Genomic DNA, 20,968 nt, shown 5'->3' with positions numbered 1-20,968 from the left:
ATTGTGGCGCGCGTTATCGCTTTTGATGCGCCGACGCATACGATTTAACACAGGTTTTTGTATCTGGGCAGGCAATTTCACAGACCTGCCAGCGCATTGGCGATTTTTGGAAACAATCAGCGGCAGGTTCAGCCGGGCAGTTTTCCGGTCAGCACATAGCGCAGGATATCGACCACCTGATGCGGCTCTTGCGCCACGGCCAAAGCTGCGGCGTCGACCTCTTTCAGCGCGTGGGCATGGTCGGGGCCGTGCAGGACAATCAGCGATTTGCCCAAGGCGGCCGCCTGCCCCGCGTCAAAGGCCGCGTTCCATTGCTTGTACTGGTCGCCAAAACGCACCACCACAACGTCGGCATCCGCAATGCCCTTGCGGGTGCGGATGGCGTTCAACTGCGCCCCCTTGCGGTCGTGCCAGAACTTGTCTGGCTCGGCCCCAAGGATTTCAACACCGCAATCGTCACTGGCGGCATGATCGGTGACGGGGCTGTCAAAGGACACGTCCAGCCCCTGCGCGCCCTGAATGATCTGGTCGCGCCAATCGGTGTGGATTTCGCCGGAAAGATATACCTTGAGTGTCATCACAATTCCTTTCGCAGATTATCCCCGCAGCGTGCCGCCGGTTGCCTTCGTCACCTTCTCGACCACCTTGGCGCTGACCGCCTCGATGTCGGCCTCTTTCAGCGTCTTGTCGGTGGGTTGCAGGCGCACGGTGATGGCCAGCGATTTCTTGCCCTCGCCCAGGCTGCCGCCGATGAATTCGTCGAACACGCGCACGTCTTCGATCAACGCCTTGTCGGCCCCTTGGGCGGCGTTGACCAGCGTCAGCGCCTCGACTTCGGCGTCGACCACAAAGGCAAAGTCACGCTCGACCGCTTGCAGGTCGCTGATGGTCAGCGCGCCCTTGCTGGCACCGGATTTGCGCGGCATCGGAACTTCGTCGGGCCACAGGGTAAAGGCCATCGCGGGGCCCTTGACGTCCATGGCGGCCAGAACGCGCGGATGAACCTCGCCAAAGACGCCCAGCACCTTTTTCGGCCCGAGGCAGATCTTGCCGTGACGGCCCGGGTGCCACCAGTCTGATGCGCCACGCAGGATCTGCACCTTGGCAGGCGCGCCCATGGCGGCCAGGATCGCCTCGGCGTCGGCTTTGACATCGTAGACATCGACAGGGCGCGAGGCACCGTGCACGTCCTTGGGGCCGGTGCGTCCGACCAGCAGGCCACTGACCAACGTGTGCTGTTCGCCCGGCTCGCCGCCGTGGAAGGCGGGGCCAACCTCGAAGAACGCCAGATCAGAGAACCCGCGCGCCTGGTTGCGCGCCGCGGCGGCCAGCAGACCGGGCAGCAGCGCGGGGCGCATATGGCTCATGTCAGTGGAAATCGGGTTTTCCAGCCGCGTCAGGTCATCCCCACCTCCAAACAGCGCGGCACTGGCCTGATCAATAAAGCTGTAGGTGACCAGTTCGTTATACCCCAGCGCCGCCGTGGTGCGCCGTGCAATCTGCTCGCGACGCTGGCTTGGGGTCATCACGGGGCGCGACACGCCGGCGGTCAGACGCGGCAGCGGCTTGCCCTCCAGCTTGGTCAGCGAGGCGATGCGTGCGACCTCTTCGACCAGATCGGCCTCGCCCTGCACATCGGGGCGCCAGCTGGGCACGTGGGCCATGTCGCCCTCAAGCCGGAAGCCCAGCGCGGTCAGCGTCTGGCGCTGCTGGCTTTCGGGGATTTCCATACCGACCAACGATTGCACCCGTGCCGCGTCCAGTTTGTAGGCGCGCGCCGTGTCGGGCACCGAACCGGCCTGCACCGGGTGCGACGCCTCACCGCCTGCATGGTCCACGATCATCCGCACGGCATGTTCCAACCCTTCGGGTGTGAACGCAGGATCAACCCCGCGTTCAAAGCGATAGCGCGCGTCCGAGTTGATTTTCAGCGCACGGCCCGCATAGGCGATCTGCACCGTATCCCAATAGGCGCTTTCGACAAAGACATTCACCGTCTCGTCGGTACAGCCCGAGGCCGCGCCGCCCATGATGCCCGCGATGCTTTCGACGCCATTGTCGTCGGAAATCACCATCTGGCCCGCTTGCAGGGTATAGTCCTTGTCATCCAGCGCAGTGATGGTTTCCCCACCCGCCGCGCGATGCACGCGCAGGTTTCCCGCAACCTTGTCCGCGTCAAAGACGTGCAAGGGGCGGTTCAGATCGTAGGTGAAGAAGTTGGTGACATCGACCAGGAAGCTGATCGGGCGCAGGCCGATAGCCCGCAGACGGTCCTGCAACCACACAGGGCTGGGGCCATTTTTCACGCCCCTGATCACACGGCCACAGAACAGCGGGCAGCCGTCCAGCGTGTCGTCGTCGATGCTGACCTTGATGTCGCTGGCAAAGCTGCCCTCGACCACATCGACCGCGCTGGGTTTCAACGTGCCCAGACCGCGCGCTGCCAGATCGCGGGCAATGCCGCGCACGCCCAAGGCGTCGGGGCGGTTGGGGGTAATCGCAATCTCGATCACAGGATCGACCTTGGCCGGATCATTCGCGGCCAGCCAGTCGGTGAAGGTTTGCCCGACCTCGCCCGATGCCAACTCGATAATCCCGTCATGCTCTTCCGACAGCTCAAGCTCGCGCTCGGATGCCATCATGCCATAGCTTTCGATGCCACGGATGGTGCCGACGCCGATGGTGGTGTCGATGCCCGGCACGTAAACGCCCGGCTTGGCCACAACCACGGTGATCCCCTGCCGCGCGTTCGGGGCGCCACAGATGATCTGTTTTACGCCCTCGTCGGTCTGCACCTGACAGACGCGCAAACGGTCCGCATCGGGGTGCTTTTCCGCGCTTTCCACGTAACCGATGGTAAACGCCGCCAGCGCCGCCCCGCGATCTTCGACGCCTTCAACCTCAAGCCCGAGGTCGGTCAGCGCATATGTGATCTCATCCAGTGTGGCATCGGTTTCCAGATGCGACTTGAGCCAGGACAGCGTGAATTTCATGGTCTTTTACCCCTGCGGAATATGCCGCCCTGCAATGACAAGAAATACGGTTGGGTGCAACACCTGCGTGGACGGGCGGTTGGCGCACAGGACGGTCGCGCGTTTTCTGCGTCAGTCTTCGGTGAAGCGCGCGCCCAGATCCTTTTCATCCCCCGCCGCTGCCAGCCGCAATTCGCGGATCAGGCGCAGGGTGGGCTTGGTGGCAAACAGCACCGATCCGGCGATGAACAGCCATGTGCCGGGGGTTTGCCACGCCTCGGACAGGAACATGACCGAGCCGATCAGGAACAGCCCCGCCGCCGAAAAGTCAATCAGCGTATAGATGATTTCGAAGACGGCATAACGGCGCAGGTCGTCTTCGCTATAGGTGTGCTGATCGGGTCTGAAGAGCATGGGGGGCCTTCACTTTAAATGTCGCGGACGAAAAGCAATTTCTGCGGCACAAGACTCTAGTGAAACCGCCATGACCACCACCCCGCTGTCTTAGCTCGGTCTGTACTGCCGACCTTTTTTTGTAGGGGCAAATATCGACCAACTCATTGCATCAACTCGCATAGCCCAAACCATACGATTATAATTCCTCATTAGCTCCAAAAACCGAGGATGCCCTGCGTCTTCAACATCTATAAGGATTTCCTGCGCTGCTGCGAAATCCGCGAAATAGTTTAGAAGCGAATTTCAATGCCTCTTCAGAGCCATATAGAGTCAAAATCCCAATGGATCTTTGCATTTGTTTTACGTCCATCTCTTCACCAAACTGAGCTTCGTTCGGCGCAGGGCAAAGTCGCAAAAACTCTTCATAGGCAAGTCGTTTTTGATCAAGGATTCTCTCAGATTGAGAAAAAGCCTTGCCCAAGAGAAATCCCAATCCTGCCAATACGGTTCCACCAAACCAAACGACTGCTCCAGTGAAAGTAATCACCGACTCAACCCACCATGCAACGTCGGCACGTCCAGCGAGGCAAAGCCGTAGTGCCGCAGCCAGCGCAGATCTGAATCAAAGAACGCACGCAGATCGGGGATGCCGTATTTCAGCATCGCGATCCGGTCGATCCCCATGCCAAAGGCAAAGCCCTGCCATTCGTTCGGGTCGATCCCGCCCGCTTGCAGAACCTTGGGGTGCACCATGCCGCTGCCCAGCACCTCCAGCCAGTCGTCGCCTTCGCCCACTTTGACGGTGCCGTTTTCCCACGAACACTGAATGTCCACCTCGGCCGACGGTTCGGTGAAGGGGAAGTGTGACGCGCGGAAGCGGGTCTTGATCGTGTCGACCTCGAAAAAGGCGGCAAAGAATTCTTCCAGCACCCATTTCAGGTTGGCCATCGAGATATCCTTGTCGATCGCCAGACCTTCAATCTGGTGGAACATCGGCGTGTGGGTCTGGTCATAGTCGGCACGGTACACACCGCCGGGGCAGATGATGCGCAGCGGCGCGCCCTGGGCCTCCATCGTGCGGATCTGCACGGGGCTGGTGTGGGTGCGCAGCACGTTGGGCGCACGGTCGTCGCCCTCGGCGCGGTGCATATAGAACGTGTCCATCTCGGCGCGGGCGGGGTGGTGGCCGGGAATGTTCAGCGCGTCGAAGTTGTACCAGTCGGTGTCGATGCGCGGCCCTTCGGCGCTCGCAAAGCCCATCTCGCCAAAGATGGCGGTGACTTCTTCGGTGACCTGGCTGATCGGGTGGATCGTGCCAACACGACGGCCACGACCCGGCAACGACACGTCCAGCCATTCAGACCGCAGGCGTTCGTCCAGTGCGGCATCGCCAAGGGCGGCTTTCTTCGCGGCCAGCGCGCTGTTGATCTCGTCCTTGAGCGCATTCAGCGCCGGGCCGGCAACCTGCCGTTCCTCGGGCGTCATCTTGCCCAGCTCGCGCATCTTCAGCGCCACTTCGCCCTTTTTGCCAACAGCCGTCACGCGGATCTCTTCCAGCGCGGATTCATCGGCAGCGTTGGCAATCTGTCCGAGATATTTTTGCTTGAGATCGTCCATCGTCAACCGTCCTGTAATCTGTCGCAGACGTGCTAGCAGAAACGCGGCTGATTACAAGGGAGGCAAGGCTGTCACGCAGGCGGCAACAGCCATGCACGCAAATACGGGTCCAGCCGCGTCGGCATATCGATATCGCTGTGCAGGGCGCAGAAATGCATTGCGATCACCTGGATCAAAAACGCCTGTATACCTTCGGCCAGCACGGCAACGGATACATCGCGGCGCACCGGTGCGCCGTCCAGCCAGCGTTCCAGCACCTCCTGAAAGCGGCCAATGGTTTCGGCAATCGGCCCGATCTCTTCGGCCAATGCTGCCCCTGAATGGCGCAGGAACACGTCGAACACATAGCGCTCGCGGGTCAACAGCGCCATCAGCGGCAGCAGCGCCTGCACGATCTGATCCACGTCACGCGGGGTCGGTCGTGCCTCGATCCCGTCAAGGGCCGCATTGATCCGCGCCCCGATCAACTGGGACATCAGCGCGTCCTTGTCCGTGAAGTGGGCAAAGAACGTGCCCTTGGCCACACCTGCCCGCACCACGACCTGATCGACGCGCAGCGCTTCGAAGCCTTGGGCCTGCACGACCTCTTCCGCCGCGGCCAAGAGGCGCGCTCGGGTCTTCAGGGTGCGTTGCTGGACAGGCTGTTTCATCCCCCTTGTCTGCCATGGTTCGTGACCGTGGTCAAATTTGTTATTGACCGCGGTCACTTTTGAGCCTATCGATTTTGACCATGGTCAATTTAATGAGATTCCCCCATGCCCAAACGTATTTTCATCCTGAACGGACACCCCGCCGAAACGTCGCTGAACCGCACGCTGGCCGAGACATATGCCGCCGCCGCACAGGCGGCCGGGCATGACGTGCGCCTGACCCACCTGCGCGACATGGCCTTTGATTCCGACTATGGGTTTAACGGCTACACCTATTCCAAGCCGCTGGAGCCGGACCTTGAAACGCTGCTGGGCGATATCGAATGGGCGCAGCACGTGGTGATCACCACGCCCATGTGGTGGGGCGGGCTGCCTGCCAAGCTCAAGGGAATGTTTGACCGGGCATTCCTGCCGGGGCGCAGCTATGACACCCGCAATCTGAAAATCACCGGTATGCCCCGCCCCATGCTGCAAGGGCGCAGCGCGCGCCTGGTCATCACGTCGGACACGCCGCGCTGGTTTCTGTCGCTGATCTACCGCAGCGCCATGATCCGGCAATTGCGCGACCATATCCTGAAGTTTGTGGGCATCACCCCGACCCGCGTCAGCTTTTTCGCGGGGGCCAGCCATCCAAAGGCCGGGCGCACGGACACATGGATCGCCACAGCGCGCCAGTTGGGCACCGCAGGCGCCTGAGCCCGCAACGCAAAAGGCCCCGCCGGATGGCAGGGCCTTTCAAATCTGTTCAACCGTCAAAGGTTACGCGGGCAGCGCGCCTTTGGCCTGGTCGACGATGGCTGCGAAGGCCGCTGGTTCGTTCACGGCCAGATCGGCCAGAACCTTACGGTCAACTTCGATGCCTGCCAGGTTCAGACCATTGATGAACCGGCTGTATGTCAGCGATTCGTCATGGGCGCGAACGCCGGCGTTGATGCGCTGGATCCACAGGGCGCGGAAGTTGCGCTTGCGGTTCTTCCGGTCGCGTGTTGCGTACTGGTTGGCCTTGTCGACCGCCTGTGTTGCAACTTTGAATACTGCTTTGCGACGTCCGTAATAGCCTTTTGCGGCTTTGACGATTTTACGGTGACGTGCGTGTGTGACTGTGCCGCCTTTGGTGCGTGACATGGTTCAGGCTCCTTCTTATCGGTCGTAGGGCATAAAGCCCTTGATGATCTTGGCATCGGGTGCCGACAAAGCTGTCGTACCGCGTGCGTTGCGAATGAACTTGTTTGTCCGCTTGATCATGCCGTGCTGTTTGCCAGCCTGGGCACCGATGACTTTGCCTGTGGCACTCACCTTGAAGCGCTTTTTGGCGCTCGACTTGGTCTTCATCTTGGGCATTTCCGTCTCCTTCTTGAGTTCGGTAGACGCGCGACTCGGCATGCCACTGTGGGCCGGACGCGCAGAACGAGAGGTGCATATAGGAGGCATCCGCCTACGAGGCAAGCGCTAATTCGCAGGCCAGGACGCAGATATCGTCAGGGCATGTAACGGGCGACGACCGTGACAAAGGCATGGGGCACATCGCTGATCTGGTAACCGCCCGGATGGGTCTTGATCGCGAAAATGATCAAGGCCCCCGCAATCAGGATCGTAACGGCCGAAGCCCGCGGCGCACGCCCGTCGGTCATGGCCGACAGGATGGACGGGATCGACAACAATGCGAACACCACCCCCAGTACGAGGGCCATGTCAGAATCCAGATAATTCGACAGCTTGTCCATCCAGCAACGCTATTCCGGATCAGTGCTGAAAATCAAACGTTCATCGCAAGGCGCCACACGAAGGATATTCGTCGTGCCCGGCACGTTGAACGGCACACCGGCCGTCACGACGATCTGGTCGTTCTCGGTCGCAAAGCCTTCGGATCGCGCCGCCTTGGCCGCGCCGACCACGGCCATCTTGAACCGCTCCATCGTTTCGGTGATCACACAGTTGCACCCCCAGCTCAGCGCCAGACGCCGCGCGGTGCCAACCAGCGGGGTCAGCGCGATGATCGGCACACGGGGCCGTTCGCGGGCGGTCAACAGGGCGGTTGTGCCGCTTTGGGTAAAGCAGCAGATCGCCTTGATGTTCGTCGTTTCGGCAATCTCGCGGGCGGCGGCCACGATACCGTCGGCCACACTGTTGCGCTTGGCGTCGCGGCTGCTTTCTATGATCTGCGTATAGGTCGGGTCGCGTTCGACCTCGGTGGCGACATTGTCCATCGTGCGCACCGCCTCGACCGGATAATTGCCTGCGGCGCTTTCGGCGCTCAGCATGACGGCATCCGCACCTTCATAGATCGCAGTGGCCACGTCCGACACTTCGGCGCGGGTCGGCATGGGGCTTTCGATCATGCTTTCCAGCATCTGCGTCGCCACGATCACCGGCTTGGCGGCGCTGCGGCATTTGCGGACCAGCCGCTTCTGGATCGGCGGAACGTTCTGCACCGGCAGTTCCACGCCCAGGTCGCCACGGGCCACCATGATGCCATCGCTGACGGCGAGGATTTCGTCAAACCGCTCCACTGCACTGGGCTTTTCAATCTTGGACAGGATCGCAGCACGGCCCTTGGCCAGCCCCCGCGCCTCTTCCACATCCCCCGGACGCTGCACAAAGCTGAGCGCGAGCCAGTCGACGCCCAGCGCGCACACGAACTCGAGATCGGCACGGTCCTTGTCGCTGAGCGCGGCCAGCGGCAGTTCCACGTCGGGCACGTTCACGCCCTTGCGGTTCGAGATCACACCGCCCGCGATCACCGTGCAATTGGCAAAATCATCGCCGCAATCCTCGACCTTCAGGCGGATCTTGCCATCGTTGACCAGCAAGGAGGCACCGGGCTTCAGTGCCGCGAAAATCTCAGGGTGCGGCAGGCACACACGGGCTGCATTGCCCTCGGCAGGGTCCAGGTCCAGACGAAACGCAGCACCTTCTTCCAGCATTTCGCTGTCGCCCGCGAACACACCAACGCGCAGCTTTGGCCCCTGAAGGTCGGCCAGAATGCCGATGGTGCTGCCAAGGTCCGCTTCCACCTGGCGGATAATCTTGTGCTTGACCGCAATCTCGTCGTGGCTGCCGTGGCTCATGTTCAGACGGAACACATCTGCACCGGCCTCGTGCAGCGCACGAATCATGTCATAGTCATCAGAGGCAGGGCCAAGTGTGGCGACAATCTTTACATTCCGATTACGTCTCATTTAGCGCTAACCTTCTCTCTCAGGGCGTTCCAGCGGCAACCGCAGGCCATTTCAACCGTTATCACCCAATTCGCCCGCAATAACAACTGACCTGCACCTAGAACCAAAGAATGACGGCCATATGAACGCCGCCGCATCAGTTTGGCCCCGCCGATGGTCCAAGGCATGCTTGCACTGCACCTTGAAGCTGCCCACAAAGACGCCAATCTTGAGCTTGCACACCAGCACAAAGGACACCGCCCCATGGACGCACAGACACAGATCGAACTGGAAGCCGCCGCCTTTCGCCGCTTGCAGCAACACCTGATGCAGGACCGCACCGACGTGCAGAACATCGACATGATGAACTTGGCCGGCTTCTGCCGCAACTGTCTGTCGCGCTGGTATCAGGAGGCCGCGAACGCGCGTGGGATCGAGATGACCAAGGACGAAGGCCGCGAGGCGTTCTACGGCATGACCATGGACGAGTGGAAAGCCAACTATCAAACCGATGCTTCCAGCGCCCAGCAGTCCGAGTTCAAGCAAGCCTTTGCAGAGAACGTCACCGACAAGAGCTGATGCATCTTCCGTCGCGGCGGTCCGCCTCTTCGTGACTGGACAAGAGCTGTGCGCCGCGACACCCTCCCGCCACGTCAGGGGAGGACAACAATGACCGAAACACGCCGTTACCACGTGGGTACCCGCGCCGATGCGCCACCCGCGCCCACCCAATACACCCCCAGTCCGTTCAAAAAGGGCCGACCGCCCGAACCGCTGCATTTCGAGGTGAACCTCGTGGCCGAGGCAACGGGCCGCCAGAAAAAGACCGGCACGGTCCAAGTGAACATTCCGGGGTTTTCGCCGCTGCGGCTCTATTGCGACGAACAGACACCCGTGGGCGATGACACAGCGCCGCCGCCGCTGGCCTATTTCTGTGCGGGCATTGGCTTTTGCCTGATGACCCACCTGACCGACATCTACACCGCCCGCAAAATCGAAATCACCTCGTTGCGGCTGGAACAAAGGGTGCGGTTCAAAACCAACCTCAGCACCATGCGCGACATGGGCCACACGACCGAGGGCGAAACCGAAATGGTGGAAACCCATGTACTGATCGACAGCCCCGAGCCGCAAGAGCGAATCCAGGAATTGCTGGACGAGGCCGAAGGCGCCTGCATGGCCCACTTTGCCCTGCGCAACCCGATCCCCTGGTCAACGCGGCTGATCCACAACGGGGTCGAAACCATCAACCGCGAGGGCTGACACATGATCTTCTACGATTGCTCGACCGCCCCCAGCCCGCGCCGCGCGCGGATGTTTCTGGCCGAAAAGAGGCTGACACCCGAAACGCATGACATATCCATCGCCAAGGGCGAACAACTGGGCGAGGCTTTCCGCGCAGTAAACCCGCGTGCGACGCTGCCGGTGTTGATCACTGACGCAGGCACCACGCTGACCGAAAACCTGGCCATCGCCATGTACCTTGAGGACACGCATCCCGAACCGCCGCTGATCGGCACAACACCCGATGAGCGCGCGGAAATCCTGCAATGGAACGCGATCTGCGAAAGCCAGGGGGCAGCGGCCGTGGCCGAGGTGCTGCGCAACTCGAACCCGCATATGAAAAACCGCGCAATTCCGGGGCCTGCCAACTTTGAACAGATCCCGGAACTGGCCGAACGCGGTCGCGTCCGGGTGGGATTGTTCAAGGACATGCTGGAACAGCGGCTGGCCGTCAGCGCCTATCTGGCAGGTGACGCGTTCACATTTGCCGACATCTCGGCCTTTGTGTTCAGCGACTTTGCCCGGGTGATCAAGATGGGCGTGACGGACGAAACGCCGAACCTGATGCGCTGGTACGAGGCGATCAAAGCCCGCCCCAGCGCCAGAGTTTAGCCCGATCCGACCCAACAGGCAGCAGACCGCCCGTCTAACGGTGGTCTGCGTCAGGCAACGCCTGTGTTGGCCTTCTATTATTGACAGATCATGGATATATCCCGGCGAGTCCCCCTAATCGAAAGCCCACCCCTTGGACTTCACCAGCCTCGCCCGCGAATTTGTCACACTGTTCGTTGTTATCGACCCCGTCGGCACCATTCCGGTGTTCCTTTATGCCGCAGCCCGTGCACCGCGCGCGCTGCACCGACGGATCGCCCTGCGCGCCACCATTATCGCGGGGCTGGTGTTGCTGGCCTTCCTGGTCGGCGGCCAGTTCCTGCTGGAGGGTCTCGGCCTGCGCTTCGGCTCGTTCCAGATCGCGGGCGGGATCGTCTTGTTCCTGTTCGCCCTGTCGATGATCTTTGGCGATTCCAAATCCGACAATGAAATCTCCGCCGCGGGCCGCGACCCGATGGCAGGGGCAGTGTTTCCGCTGGCGATGCCATCCATCGCGTCGCCCGGGGCGATGCTGGCCATTGTCGTGCTGACCGACAATCACAGCCAGACGGTGGCCGAACAGGTCATAACAGCGGGCATTCTGGTGCTGGTGCTCGCCATCACGCTGGCCCTGCTTCTGGCCGCGACCGTCATTCACAAGCTGATCGGCAACACCGGCGCCAGCGTCATCAGCCGCGTGATGGGCATCATCCTGGCCACCATCGCGGTGGATTCGATCATGGGCGGCCTGGACGCGCTGGGCGTGCTCAGCCTAGAGCCGCCCGAAGCGATTTCTGCGCCTTTGGAATGATACACATGCGCCGTTTGCCGTTCGGCCCTTCAGGAAGGATTAATCAAACGAGATAGACGCAGGAACCTGCCTTCATCTTGCCAGAAAAACTCTCCCCGAAGGGTCGGATGGCGGCACGCGCCAAAGCCGCGATTTAAATCGCGACCTTGCGGCTTTCTTCCAGATAGATTTCGCGCAGGCGGGGTGCCACCGAACCCGGTTTGCCGTCACCAATCTGCGCGCCGTCGATTTCGACCACGGGCATGACAAAGGTGCTGGCCGAGGTGATGAACGCCTCGTCGGCGTTCTGCGCTTCTTCGATGGTAAAGTTGCGCTCTTCCACGGTCATCTGCGCCTCTTCGGCAAAGCGCAAAACGGCGGCGCGGGTAATGCCGTGCAGGATATCGTTGGTCTTGGGTCGGGTGATAATCTTGCCACCTTTGACGATATAGGCGTTGTTGCTGGTGCCTTCGGTCACGAAACCGTCCTGCACCATCCATGCGTCATCGACGCCTGCCGCCTTGGCCATCATCTTGCCCATCGAAGGGTACAGCAACTGCACCGTCTTGATGTCGCGGCGGCCCCAGCGGATGTCTTCGATGCTGATCACCTTGATGCCCTTTTGCGCCACCGGATTGGCGGCAAGGCCCGGCTTGTTCTGGGTGAACAGAACCACGGTGCACGGCACGGTTTCAGGGTCGGGGAAGGCAAAATCACGGTCATCGGGCGCGCCACGGGTGATTTGCAGATAGATCATGCCCTCTTCGATCCCGTTCAGACGCACCAATTCGCGGTGCACTTCCAGCAGGTCGTCCTTGGTGATCGGGTTCTTCATGTCCAGCTCGTCCAGCGAGCGTTGCAGGCGTACCGCGTGGCCGTCAAAGTCGATCAGCTTGCCGTCCAGCACGCTGGTCACTTCGTAGACGCCGTCGGCCATCAGAAAGCCGCGATCAAAAATCGACACTTTCGCTTCGGTCTCGGGCAGGTAGTCGCCGTTCACATAAACAGTACGCATGTGCATCATCCCCATAGTTTCGCACTGGGGGGATGCACCCCAGCGGCGTCAAAGATCAAAGGTTCGTCGCGGTCTTCGGCCAACAGAAGCGGCCCGTCAAGGTCTACAACCTCGGCCCCTTGCGCCACCAGCGTCGCAGGGGCCATCGCCAGCGACGATCCGACCATACAGCCAACCATCACGCGGTAACCTTGCGCCAGCGCCGCGTCACGCAACGCAAGGGCTTCGGTCAGCCCGCCGGTCTTGTCCAGCTTGATGTTGACAACGTCGTATTTGCCTTTCAGATGCGGCAACGATGCGCGGTCATGACAGCTCTCATCCGCGCACACGGGCACGGGACGGTCCATGCCGATCAGCGCATCATCCTCGCCAGCGGGCAACGGTTGTTCGACCAACTGCACGCCCAGACGCACCAGGTGCGGGGCCAGATCGGCATAAACATCAGCGGACCAGCCTTCGTTGGCGTCCACGATGATCCGCGCGTCGGGCGCACCCGCGCGCACGGCCTCAAGCCGGGGCATGTCGTCTGGCGTGCCCAGTTTGATCTTCAACAGCGGACGAAAGGCGTTCTTCGCCGCCTGCGCCTGCATTGCTTCGGGGCTGTCCAGCGACAGGGTATAGGCGGTGATCTCGGGGCCGGGCCGGACCAGCCCGGCCAGCTCCCACACCCGCTTGCCTGCGCGTTTCGCTTCCAGATCCCACAACGCACAGTCAACGGCGTTGCGCGCCGCACCGGCCGGCAGCAGATCATACAGACCCATCCGCGAAATATCCGCAGGCAACCCGTTGATCTGCTCTGTTACGCTGTCCAGCGTTTCATCATAGCGGGCATAGGGCACGCATTCGCCCACGCCCGTCACGTCTCCGTCGGTCACCCGAACCGTCAGCACCTGCGCCTCGGTCCGCGACCCGCGCGCAATGGTAAAGACTTGTGCCAACTGGAACACATCCCGCGTCACATCAATGCGCATACGTCACCTTCATCTTGCCAGAAAAACTTCCGCCGGAGGCATCCGCCCCCGGCAACAGGCGCAGCTTACAAAGCTGCAATCGCATCCGCCAGCCGCTCGGCCCCGTGGCGGAACGGGTCAACCGCAGGCATGCCGTATTCAGCCTCAAGCTCGGCCAGATAGGCGCGCGCCTCTGCGTCGCCCATGTGCTGTGTGTTCACCGAAATGCCCACGACCTTGCAGTCCGCGTTCGCAACCTTGGCCAGCGCCAGTGCCAGTTCGCTGACCTGACCGATGCTGGGCGGCGTATAGCTGGGCAGGCCGCGCATGTGCTTGCGGGTCGGCTCGTGGCAGATGATCAGCGCGTCGGGCTGGCCGCCGTGGATCAGCGCCAGCGTCACGCCGGAATAGCTGACGTGGAACAGGCTGCCCTGGCCCTCGATGATATCCCAATGGTCGGCATCGTTGTCGGGCGTCAGGTATTCGATCGACCCGGCCATAAAGTCGGCAACGACCGCGTCCAGCGGCACACCTTCGCCGGTGATCAAAATGCCGGTCTGGCCGGTGGCGCGGAACGTGCTTTTCACACCCTTGGCGCGCAATGCCTCGTCCAGCGCCAGTGCTGTGTACATCTTGCCCACGGAACAATCGGTCCCCACGGCCAGCACCCGCTTGCCGGTGCGCTTTTCACCGTTGGCAATGGGATAATCCACGGATGCGACGCGCACGTCGTGCATTTCGCGCCCGAATTTTGCGGCAGCGGCAACCAGTTCGGGTTCGTCTTCCAACAGGTTGTGCAGACCGCTGGCCAGATCATAGCCAGCCTCAAGCGCGGCCAGCAGGACTTCTTTCCATGCCTTGGAAATGATCCCGCCGCGGTTCGCCACACCAATGACCAGCGTCTTGGCGCCCGCTTCCAGACCTTCTTCAAGCGTCATATCGGGCAGCTTCACATCCGCGCCGCAACCCTCCATCCGGAATTGGCCAACAGCGTTGTCCGGGCGCCAGTCCTTGATGCCCTGCGCCACTTTTGCGGCCAGTTGGTCAGGCGCGTCGCCTAGGAAAAGCAGATAGGGTGTCTTGATCATGATGGCAGTCCTTTTTGGTCATGCGTGTCGTCGGCTCAAGCCGCTTTGAGCCGATGTTGAGCGAAATCCAACACAAGTTGGTTCGAAACTCGGCGCACGGCATGGTGATTCAGCATATTTCTTCGAAAGATGGCCGATATTTTCGAAGAAATACCCGTCCGCGCAGTGCATGACGCCACAGGGAAATGCTGCGCTTGCAAAATGAACCTTGCGAAAGGCGGCGTAATTTAATACCTGCAAGAGCAACAGTGACGCAATAATATTACTTCGAAAGGTTCCCAGATGAGCTTCCGCCTTCAGCCCACGCCTCCTGCACGCCCCAACCGCTGCCAGCTCTTTGGCCCCGGCTCGAACACCAAACTGTTCGCCAAGATGGCCTCATCGGATGCCGACGTGATCAACATGGATCTCGAAGACAGCGTCGCCCCGTCGGACAAGGACACCGCGCGCGCCAATATCATTCAGGCGATTTCGGAGCATGACTGGGGCAACAAGACCCTGTCGGTGCGCATCAATGGCCTGGACACGCCCTATTGGTATCGCGACGTGGTCGACCTGCTGGAGCAGGCAGGCGAGCGTCTGGACCAGATCATGATCCCCAAAGTGGGCTGCGCCGCCGACATCTATGCGGTCGATGCGCTGGTCACCGCGATTGAAACCGCCAAGGGGCGCACGAAGAAAATCAATTTCGAGGTCATCATCGAATCTGCCGCCGGCATCGCCCACGTGGAAGAAATCGCGGCATCTTCGCCGCGTTTGGTCGCGATGAGCCTGGGCGCCGCCGACTTTGCCGCGTCGATGGGGATGCAGACCACAGGCATCGGCGGCACACAGGAAAACTATTACATGCTGCGCGACGGGGCGAAACATTGGTCCGATCCGTGGCACTGGGCGCAAGCTGCCATCGTTGCCGCATGCCGCACCCATGGCGTGCTGCCGGTCGATGGCCCCTTTGGCGACTTTTCCGACGATGACGGTTTCCGCGCGCAGGCGCTGCGGTCGGCCACGCTGGGCATGGTCGGGAAATGGGCCATCCACCCCAAACAGATTGCACTGGCCAACGAAGTGTTCACCCCCTCGGAAGAGGCCGTTGCCGAAGCCCGCGAAATTCTGGCCGCGATGGAACAGGCCAAGGCCAACGGCGAGGGTGCCACCGTCTACAAGGGGCGTCTGGTTGACATCGCGTCGATCAAACAGGCCGAAGTCGTGGTCAAACAATACGAGATGATCACTGGCTGACACGCTCGTGACTGGATTTATGGGGCGCGTTCGTGCCTCAATGGGGCCTCCACATACCATGAGAGGCCCCATGCGTTTTCTGATTGCCCTGCTGATGCTGTCCCTGCCCGCCTTTGCCGAGGTCGCGGACATTACCCCACGTGACGGCTGGGCAGTGATCCGCACGTCCAAACCCTATGACCAACTGGTTGCGGATGTGAAAACCGCAGCCAAAGCGCACCAGATGGGCATCGTCACCGAAGCCGGCCCCACAGACGCCGCCGCCACACGCGGCATCACCATTCCCGGCAACCGTGTGATCGGCCTGTTCAACAATGCGCTGGCGGTGCAGATCCTGAACATCGACACCCACGCGATGATCGAAGCGCCGATTCGTGTCTATGTCACCGAGAACACCGACGGCACGGCCACGCTCAGCTACAAACTGCCCTCAGCGATCTATGCGCCCTACAGCAACGCCCTGACCCCTGTTGCGACAGAACTGGACGCGACCTTTGCCGACATTGCGGCGCAAGCCGCCAACTGAACGCCGTTACGCCCGCTCGTCCTTGGGCGATCCCATCACGACGTAAGACGTGATCGCGTTGACCTGCGGCAAGGCCCCCAGCATGTCGGTGTGAAACGCCTTGTAGCTTTGCAAATCAGCGCATTCGACACGCAGTATGTATTCGATGGTGCCGGTTGTGTTGTGACACTCGCGCACCTCGGGCGCGCGGGCGATGGCACGCTCGAACGCCTCTTGCGCGGCTTTGGTGTGATCGCGCAGCCCGACACCGACATAAGCCACGAAACCGGCACCCAGCGCTGCGCGGTCCAGCACAGCGCGATACCCTTTGATCAGCCCGGTCCGCTCCATTTCCTGCACCCGGCGCAGACAGGCCGAAGGGGACAGTCCCACGCGGTCGGCCAGTTCAAGATTGCTGATGCGGCCATCGCGCCCCAGCTCTTGCAATATTCGTTCGTTTATTTGATCCAGCTTCGCCATATATTGCAAAACTCCTTGGTCCAGCACCAAGTTTGCAATTTCAAACCGCCAATTCAACGTCATTCATTGCGCATGACACTTGATATCCTTCTTGCCCTTGCGGCCTTTGCCCTTGTCAGTTCGATCACGCCAGGGCCGAACAACCTGATGCTGATGGCTTCGGGCGCAAACTTTGGCTTTGTGCGCACGGTGCCGCACATGCTGGGGGTTGGGCTGGGCTTTGTCCTGATGGTGGTCGTCGTGGGCATGGGACTGGCGCAGGTGTTTGACGCCTACCCTGTCAGCTACACGGTGCTCAAGGTCGCCTCGATCCTCTATCTTGGCTATCTGGCATGGAAAATTGCCAATGCTGCACCGATCAAGCGTGGCGAGGCTGTGGGCACGCCGATGACCTTCCTGCAGGCCGCGGCTTTCCAATGGGTCAATCCAAAGGCATGGGCGATGGCCCTGACGGCCATATCCGCCTATACGCCGGACACCACATTCGCGGCCATCGCGCTGGTGGCGGTGGTCTTTGGCGCGGTCAACCTGCCCTCGGTCAGCCTGTGGACGGTCATGGGCCAACAGATGGCGCGCGTCCTGACCAACCCGGCCCGGCTGAGGGCGTTCAACTGGACCATGGCCGCCCTGCTGATCGCATCGCTTTACCCGGTCCTGTTTCCCTAAGATTGCATTCGCCGCCCGCCCCCGCCATATATCGGACAAAGCCGAAGCGGAGCGAGCAGATGACTCAATATATGGATTTCGAGAAGCCACTGGCCGAAATCGAAGGCAAAGCCGAAGAATTGCGCGCCATGGCCCGCAACAATCCCGAAACGGACACCAGCGCCGAGGCTGCCGCGCTGGACGCCAAGGGCAAGGCGATGATGCAGGACCTGTACAGTTCGCTGACACCCTGGCGCAAATGCCTTGTGGCGCGGCATCCCGAACGGCCCCATTGCATCGATTATGTGAAACGCCTGTTCACCGATTACACGCCGCTGGCGGGCGACCGGAACTTTGCCGACGATCACGCCGTGATGGGTGGGCTTGCCCGGTTCAACGACACGCCGGTGATGGTGATCGGCCATGAGAAGGGCAACGACACCAAATCCCGCATCGAACGCAATTTCGGCATGGCCCGCCCCGAAGGCTATCGCAAGGCGATCCGCCTGATGGACCTTGCAGGCCGGTTTGGCCTGCCGGTGGTCACGCTGGTGGACACCCCCGGCGCCTATCCCGGCAAAGGCGCCGAAGAACGCGGCCAGTCCGAAGCGATTGCCCGCGCGACCGAGAAATCCTTGCAGATCGGCACGCCGGTGGTCTCCGTGGTGATCGGCGAGGGCGGATCGGGCGGGGCCGTGGCCTTTGCCACCGCCAACCGCGTCGCGATGCTGGAACATGCGGTCTATTCGGTGATCAGCCCCGAAGGCTGCGCGTCGATCCTGTGGAAAGACGCCGAGAAAATGCGCGAAGCGGCCGAGGCTTTGCGCCTGACGGCGCAGGATCTCAAGCAACTGGGCGTGATCGACCAGATCATCCCCGAGCCGATGGGCGGCGCACACCGTCATGCACAGGATGCGATTGATGCAGTCGGCAAAGCGATCGCCGAGATGCTGAAAGACCTCAAGGGCATGGACGCCAAGGCGCTGATCCAGGACCGCCGCCGCAAGTTCCTGGACCTGGGCAACAAGGGGCTGGCTGCATAAGCCGCCAGCCTCGACAGCCGCGTGTCGGCCTGTTCAGCGCGCCAGCATCCGCAGGCCTTGGGTCACGTCCGTGCGCACGGCCAGCCGCAAGCCCGGCTCGTCCCCTGCCCGCAAGGCCGCGATAATCAGCTTATGGTAATGTGGCGGCTCGGTCCGCCGCAACCGCCCGTACAGCGCCCGCATCGTCGGCCCCATCTGCAACCACACCGTTTCGGCCATGGCCAGCATGGCAGGGGCTTGTGCGCGCAAATACAGCGTGCGGTGAAACTCCAGGTTGGTCCGGATGTAGCTGACCGCATCACGATGGGCCACGGCCTCGGACACGGCACCGTTGATGGTCTGCAACCGCTCGATCAGCGCCATATGCGCACGCGGCAAGGCGCGGCTGGCCAGCTCCACCTCAATCAGCGCCCGCAAGGCGGCCAGTTCCTCGATCCGCTCGGCTGACAGCTCGGGCGTGCCCATACGCCCCGAGGACGACATGGTCAGCGCCCCTTCGGCCACCAGACGCCGCACAGCCTCGCGCACGGGGGTCATGCTGACCTCGTAATCCTTCGCCACGCCCCGCAGGGTCAGGGCCTGCCCGGGGGCAATATCACCGTGCATGATGCGCGTACGCAGCTGACGATACACCCTGTCATGGGCGGCGGGGGTGATTTCAGTGGCGCGTGCGGGTGTGGTCATGCCGCCTTGTGATCACAAATGCAGCAACGGTCAATCGCCAAAGCGATAACGGTGATAGTCAGACCCGTGCCGCCGCAACCAGTTGCGTGCGATATCATAAGGGCCGTGAATGCGCGTCACCGTGTCCCAGAAGGCCTGCGAATGGTTCATCTGTTCCAGGTGCGCCACCTCGTGCGCCGCGACATAGTCCAGCACCGTCTGTGGCATCAGCACCAACCGCCAGGAATACATCAGCGTCCCGCGCGTCGAACACGACCCCCACCGCGACCGGGTGTCGCGGATGCTGATCCGCTGGTAAGGGCGCCCCAACCGCTCCGCATAAAGATCGGACGCCGCCGCCAGCCGCGTCCGCGCCAGCGCCCTAAGATGCGCTTGCAACCGCGCGCCAACCTGCTCGGGCGCACCGGGCACCGCAATCGTTTGCTCGCCCACAACGACCCGCCGCCCCGCACCGGGCACAACCAACAGCGATTTCCCGCCCAGCGGCACTTCGACACCGTGCACGATATCAATGTTTTCAAGCCGCGCTTGCAGGTGGCCGCGTATCCAGTCTTCCTTGGACCGCGCAAAGGCCATCGCCTCGCGTTCGGCCACACCCTTGGGCAGGGTCAGCGTCACCCGCCCGTCCAGCGCCGACACCCGCAGCGAGATCCGCCGCGCGCGCGCAGACCGGCGCAGAACCACCTCGACGGGCGGTCCTTCTTGCAACAGATGCATGGCCATCCTATCTGCTCCTTTACCCACTTATCACGAAGGCTTTGACTCCGGGCACACCATATGGCACTTGCCCTGAATCGCCTAGACGCAACAGATATTTCAAAGGGGACATCATGCCCAAGGAAGAATGGGGTACGAAACGCCTTTGCCCGACCACCGGCAAGCGGTTTTACGACCTGAACAAAAATCCGATCGTCAGCCCCTACACGGGTGAAGTGGTCGAGCTGGACGCCAGCAAATCCCGCATGATCGCCGCCGACGCGGAAGACGCGGTAACGGCCAAGGCAAAAGCAGCGGACGTCGACGATGATGATGTCGTACTGGACGATGACGACACAGATGTTGATGTCGATCTGGACGATGATCTGCTCGAAGATGACGACGATGACGATACCGTTCCGCTGGACGAAATCGCCGATGTCGCTTCGGATGACGACGATACATAAAGCTTTCGGCGGGCGTGATCTTTTCGCTTGATCCCGCCCGCCAAACCGCCTAATCAGCGGCGCACGGACCCCACGGGGTCACCAAGGATGGGGCATTAGCTCAGCTGGGAGAGCGCCTGCATGGCATGCAGGAGGTCAGCGGTTCGATCCCGCTATGCTCCACCATCCCCTCTTTTGAGGCGTGCCAGATAGTTTCCGACTTCTGGCCATCTCTTGAAATGGGATGCATAGATGTTCCATTTTCGAAAGTGGTTTTCCATTTTCTTGAAGATGAAGCGCTTGGGTACAAAGTCGCGAACTCAGCTGGTTCGACGGATTATTTTGACCGGTACGTCTCAGACTAACTGCCTTTCGTCATGATTTGACTAGTTATGAAGAGCTTTTTGCCTTCTCTGAAGCCAAGCGTTCGTTCAATGCCCGCAAGATAATTGTCTCGATCTCGCGCACCCGCAACCCGTGGACATAAGCGAGCTGATCAACAAGATTCGCAATCTCAGGATCCTTCGGTCCATATATGGGCCAATCGTGCAGTTCATGGCTGTCCGGGTGGTTTTTTGGTTCCATCGACTCATCTCCAAACCTGGCGTTGGCTGCCCTAAGAGCGTGACTATATTGGCAGCCGGCGGCAATCCAGCGCAACGGAACATCTCGAATTGAGCGCCTCGTGAGGACATTGGACTCTAATTGAGTGTATTGTC

The 20,968-nt window shown here is 61.2% G+C and carries 27 protein-coding genes and 1 tRNA gene; 11 read left to right on the top strand and 17 right to left on the bottom strand.

The genetic code is table 11. The features are described 5' to 3' along the window. Positions 1-128: 128 nt before the first annotated feature. From BUC08_RS08175 to BUC08_RS08155, 6 genes are all read right to left on the bottom strand, one after another. Entirely contained in the window at positions 129-578 is a 450-nt protein-coding gene (locus BUC08_RS08175; RefSeq protein WP_037927830.1) for a YtoQ family protein, read from the bottom strand. Between the two features lie 18 nt (positions 579-596). Continuing rightward, complete coding sequence (gene pheT / locus BUC08_RS08170; RefSeq protein ID WP_037927827.1) at positions 597-2,993, bottom strand: phenylalanine--tRNA ligase subunit beta; 2,397 nt, start codon at positions 2,991-2,993, stop codon at positions 597-599. A 111-nt stretch (positions 2,994-3,104) separates the two neighbouring features. Beyond that, positions 3,105-3,386: a YrhK family protein gene (locus BUC08_RS08165; RefSeq protein WP_037927824.1), complete on the bottom strand. Its 282-nt coding sequence runs from the start codon at positions 3,384-3,386 to the stop codon at positions 3,105-3,107. 223 nt (positions 3,387-3,609) lie between these two features. After that, on the bottom strand, positions 3,610-3,915 hold the full coding sequence (locus tag BUC08_RS24300; protein WP_143186704.1) for a hypothetical protein: 306 nt from the start codon (positions 3,913-3,915) through the stop codon (positions 3,610-3,612). Beyond that, entirely contained in the window at positions 3,912-4,985 is a 1,074-nt protein-coding gene (pheS, locus tag BUC08_RS08160; RefSeq protein WP_037927821.1) for a phenylalanine--tRNA ligase subunit alpha, read from the bottom strand. Before pheS ends, BUC08_RS24300 begins: the two co-directional genes overlap by 4 nt. 71 nt (positions 4,986-5,056) lie before the next feature. Beyond that, complete coding sequence (locus BUC08_RS08155; protein WP_037927818.1) at positions 5,057-5,635, bottom strand: TetR/AcrR family transcriptional regulator; 579 nt, start codon at positions 5,633-5,635, stop codon at positions 5,057-5,059. 105 nt (positions 5,636-5,740) lie between these two features. Between BUC08_RS08155 and BUC08_RS08150 the strand changes: the two genes are divergently transcribed. Further along, positions 5,741-6,331, top strand: coding sequence for an NAD(P)H-dependent oxidoreductase (locus BUC08_RS08150; protein WP_037927815.1), 591 nt, complete (start codon positions 5,741-5,743; stop codon positions 6,329-6,331). A 63-nt stretch (positions 6,332-6,394) separates the two neighbouring features. Here the strand turns inward: BUC08_RS08150 and rplT are convergent, their stop codons facing one another. From rplT to pyk, 4 genes are all read right to left on the bottom strand, one after another. After that, on the bottom strand, positions 6,395-6,760 hold the full coding sequence (gene rplT / locus BUC08_RS08145) for a 50S ribosomal protein L20 (RefSeq protein WP_028957079.1): 366 nt from the start codon (positions 6,758-6,760) through the stop codon (positions 6,395-6,397). A gap of 15 nt (positions 6,761-6,775) precedes the next feature. Then, on the bottom strand, positions 6,776-6,976 hold the full coding sequence (gene rpmI / locus BUC08_RS08140) for a 50S ribosomal protein L35 (RefSeq protein WP_028957078.1): 201 nt from the start codon (positions 6,974-6,976) through the stop codon (positions 6,776-6,778). A gap of 137 nt (positions 6,977-7,113) precedes the next feature. Then, positions 7,114-7,326 (bottom strand): hypothetical protein, encoded by a 213-nt coding sequence (locus tag BUC08_RS08135; RefSeq protein WP_224554827.1) that lies wholly within the window; start codon positions 7,324-7,326, stop codon positions 7,114-7,116. 42 nt (positions 7,327-7,368) lie between these two features. Then, entirely contained in the window at positions 7,369-8,814 is a 1,446-nt protein-coding gene (gene pyk / locus BUC08_RS08130; protein WP_037927813.1) for a pyruvate kinase, read from the bottom strand. A 243-nt stretch (positions 8,815-9,057) separates the two neighbouring features. Between pyk and BUC08_RS08125 the strand changes: the two genes are divergently transcribed. The 4 genes from BUC08_RS08125 to BUC08_RS08110 all read left to right on the top strand — a co-directional run bounded on the left by BUC08_RS08125 (position 9,058) and on the right by BUC08_RS08110 (position 11,479). Further along, a complete protein-coding gene (locus BUC08_RS08125) occupies positions 9,058-9,372 on the top strand; it encodes a DUF1244 domain-containing protein (RefSeq protein ID WP_037928166.1) in 315 nt (104 codons plus the stop codon). A 90-nt stretch (positions 9,373-9,462) separates the two neighbouring features. Continuing rightward, positions 9,463-10,056 carry an OsmC family protein gene (locus BUC08_RS08120; RefSeq protein ID WP_037927810.1) on the top strand — a complete coding sequence of 198 codons (594 nt, stop codon included), beginning with the start codon at positions 9,463-9,465 and terminating at the stop codon, positions 10,054-10,056. A gap of 3 nt (positions 10,057-10,059) precedes the next feature. Beyond that, positions 10,060-10,689, top strand: a complete 630-nt coding sequence (locus tag BUC08_RS08115) for a glutathione S-transferase family protein (protein WP_037927807.1) — start codon at positions 10,060-10,062, stop codon at positions 10,687-10,689. 133 nt (positions 10,690-10,822) lie between these two features. Beyond that, on the top strand, positions 10,823-11,479 hold the full coding sequence (locus BUC08_RS08110; protein ID WP_037927804.1) for a MarC family protein: 657 nt from the start codon (positions 10,823-10,825) through the stop codon (positions 11,477-11,479). A 133-nt stretch (positions 11,480-11,612) separates the two neighbouring features. Here the strand turns inward: BUC08_RS08110 and BUC08_RS08105 are convergent, their stop codons facing one another. From BUC08_RS08105 to dgcN, 3 genes are all read right to left on the bottom strand, one after another. Next, positions 11,613-12,479 (bottom strand): D-amino-acid transaminase, encoded by an 867-nt coding sequence (locus BUC08_RS08105; protein ID WP_037928162.1) that lies wholly within the window; start codon positions 12,477-12,479, stop codon positions 11,613-11,615. Beyond that, entirely contained in the window at positions 12,479-13,444 is a 966-nt protein-coding gene (gene dgcA / locus BUC08_RS08100; protein ID WP_037927801.1) for an N-acetyl-D-Glu racemase DgcA, read from the bottom strand. The genes BUC08_RS08105 and dgcA overlap by 1 nt, the downstream gene beginning before the upstream one ends. Positions 13,445-13,509: 65 nt before the next feature. Then, positions 13,510-14,511 carry an N-acetyltransferase DgcN gene (dgcN, locus tag BUC08_RS08095; protein ID WP_037927799.1) on the bottom strand — a complete coding sequence of 334 codons (1,002 nt, stop codon included), beginning with the start codon at positions 14,509-14,511 and terminating at the stop codon, positions 13,510-13,512. A gap of 282 nt (positions 14,512-14,793) precedes the next feature. Here dgcN and BUC08_RS08090 point away from each other — a divergent pair, with 282 nt between their 5' ends. Continuing rightward, positions 14,794-15,750: an L-malyl-CoA/beta-methylmalyl-CoA lyase gene (locus tag BUC08_RS08090; protein WP_037927796.1), complete on the top strand. Its 957-nt coding sequence runs from the start codon at positions 14,794-14,796 to the stop codon at positions 15,748-15,750. Positions 15,751-15,820: 70 nt separating this feature from the next. Further along, positions 15,821-16,276 carry a DUF302 domain-containing protein gene (locus BUC08_RS08085; protein ID WP_143186703.1) on the top strand — a complete coding sequence of 152 codons (456 nt, stop codon included), beginning with the start codon at positions 15,821-15,823 and terminating at the stop codon, positions 16,274-16,276. 6 nt (positions 16,277-16,282) lie between these two features. On the opposite strand, the gene BUC08_RS08080 is transcribed toward BUC08_RS08085, so the two are convergent. Next, positions 16,283-16,735, bottom strand: a complete 453-nt coding sequence (locus BUC08_RS08080) for an Lrp/AsnC family transcriptional regulator (protein WP_037928160.1) — start codon at positions 16,733-16,735, stop codon at positions 16,283-16,285. A 72-nt stretch (positions 16,736-16,807) separates the two neighbouring features. Here BUC08_RS08080 and BUC08_RS08075 point away from each other — a divergent pair, with 72 nt between their 5' ends. Together BUC08_RS08075 and BUC08_RS08070 are read left to right on the top strand one after the other, a co-directional pair. Continuing rightward, positions 16,808-17,401, top strand: coding sequence for a LysE family translocator (locus BUC08_RS08075; protein WP_037927790.1), 594 nt, complete (start codon positions 16,808-16,810; stop codon positions 17,399-17,401). 59 nt (positions 17,402-17,460) lie between these two features. Further along, the gene (locus BUC08_RS08070; protein ID WP_037927788.1) at positions 17,461-18,423 is read left to right on the top strand and encodes an acetyl-CoA carboxylase carboxyltransferase subunit alpha; all 963 of its coding nucleotides are present in this window, start codon (positions 17,461-17,463) and stop codon (positions 18,421-18,423) included. A 33-nt stretch (positions 18,424-18,456) separates the two neighbouring features. Here BUC08_RS08070 and BUC08_RS08065 read toward each other — a convergent pair whose 3' ends face one another. Then, the gene (locus BUC08_RS08065; RefSeq protein WP_037927786.1) at positions 18,457-19,107 is read right to left on the bottom strand and encodes a GntR family transcriptional regulator; all 651 of its coding nucleotides are present in this window, start codon (positions 19,105-19,107) and stop codon (positions 18,457-18,459) included. A gap of 30 nt (positions 19,108-19,137) precedes the next feature. After that, entirely contained in the window at positions 19,138-19,830 is a 693-nt protein-coding gene (locus BUC08_RS08060; RefSeq protein WP_037927784.1) for a M48 family metallopeptidase, read from the bottom strand. 107 nt (positions 19,831-19,937) lie between these two features. Between BUC08_RS08060 and BUC08_RS08055 the strand changes: the two genes are divergently transcribed. Then, complete coding sequence (locus tag BUC08_RS08055; protein ID WP_037927782.1) at positions 19,938-20,270, top strand: TIGR02300 family protein; 333 nt, start codon at positions 19,938-19,940, stop codon at positions 20,268-20,270. An 89-nt stretch (positions 20,271-20,359) separates the two neighbouring features. Next, a tRNA-Ala gene (locus tag BUC08_RS08050) sits at positions 20,360-20,435 on the top strand. A gap of 204 nt (positions 20,436-20,639) precedes the next feature. Here the strand turns inward: BUC08_RS08050 and BUC08_RS08045 are convergent. After that, positions 20,640-20,834: a hypothetical protein gene (locus BUC08_RS08045; protein ID WP_037927780.1), complete on the bottom strand. Its 195-nt coding sequence runs from the start codon at positions 20,832-20,834 to the stop codon at positions 20,640-20,642. Positions 20,835-20,968 lie beyond the last annotated feature (134 nt).

It is taken from the genome of Pseudosulfitobacter pseudonitzschiae (assembly GCF_900129395.1).
GTDB classification, from domain to species: Bacteria; Pseudomonadota; Alphaproteobacteria; order Rhodobacterales; family Rhodobacteraceae; genus Pseudosulfitobacter; species Pseudosulfitobacter pseudonitzschiae.
This window is presented reverse-complemented; position numbering and strand designations above follow the sequence as displayed.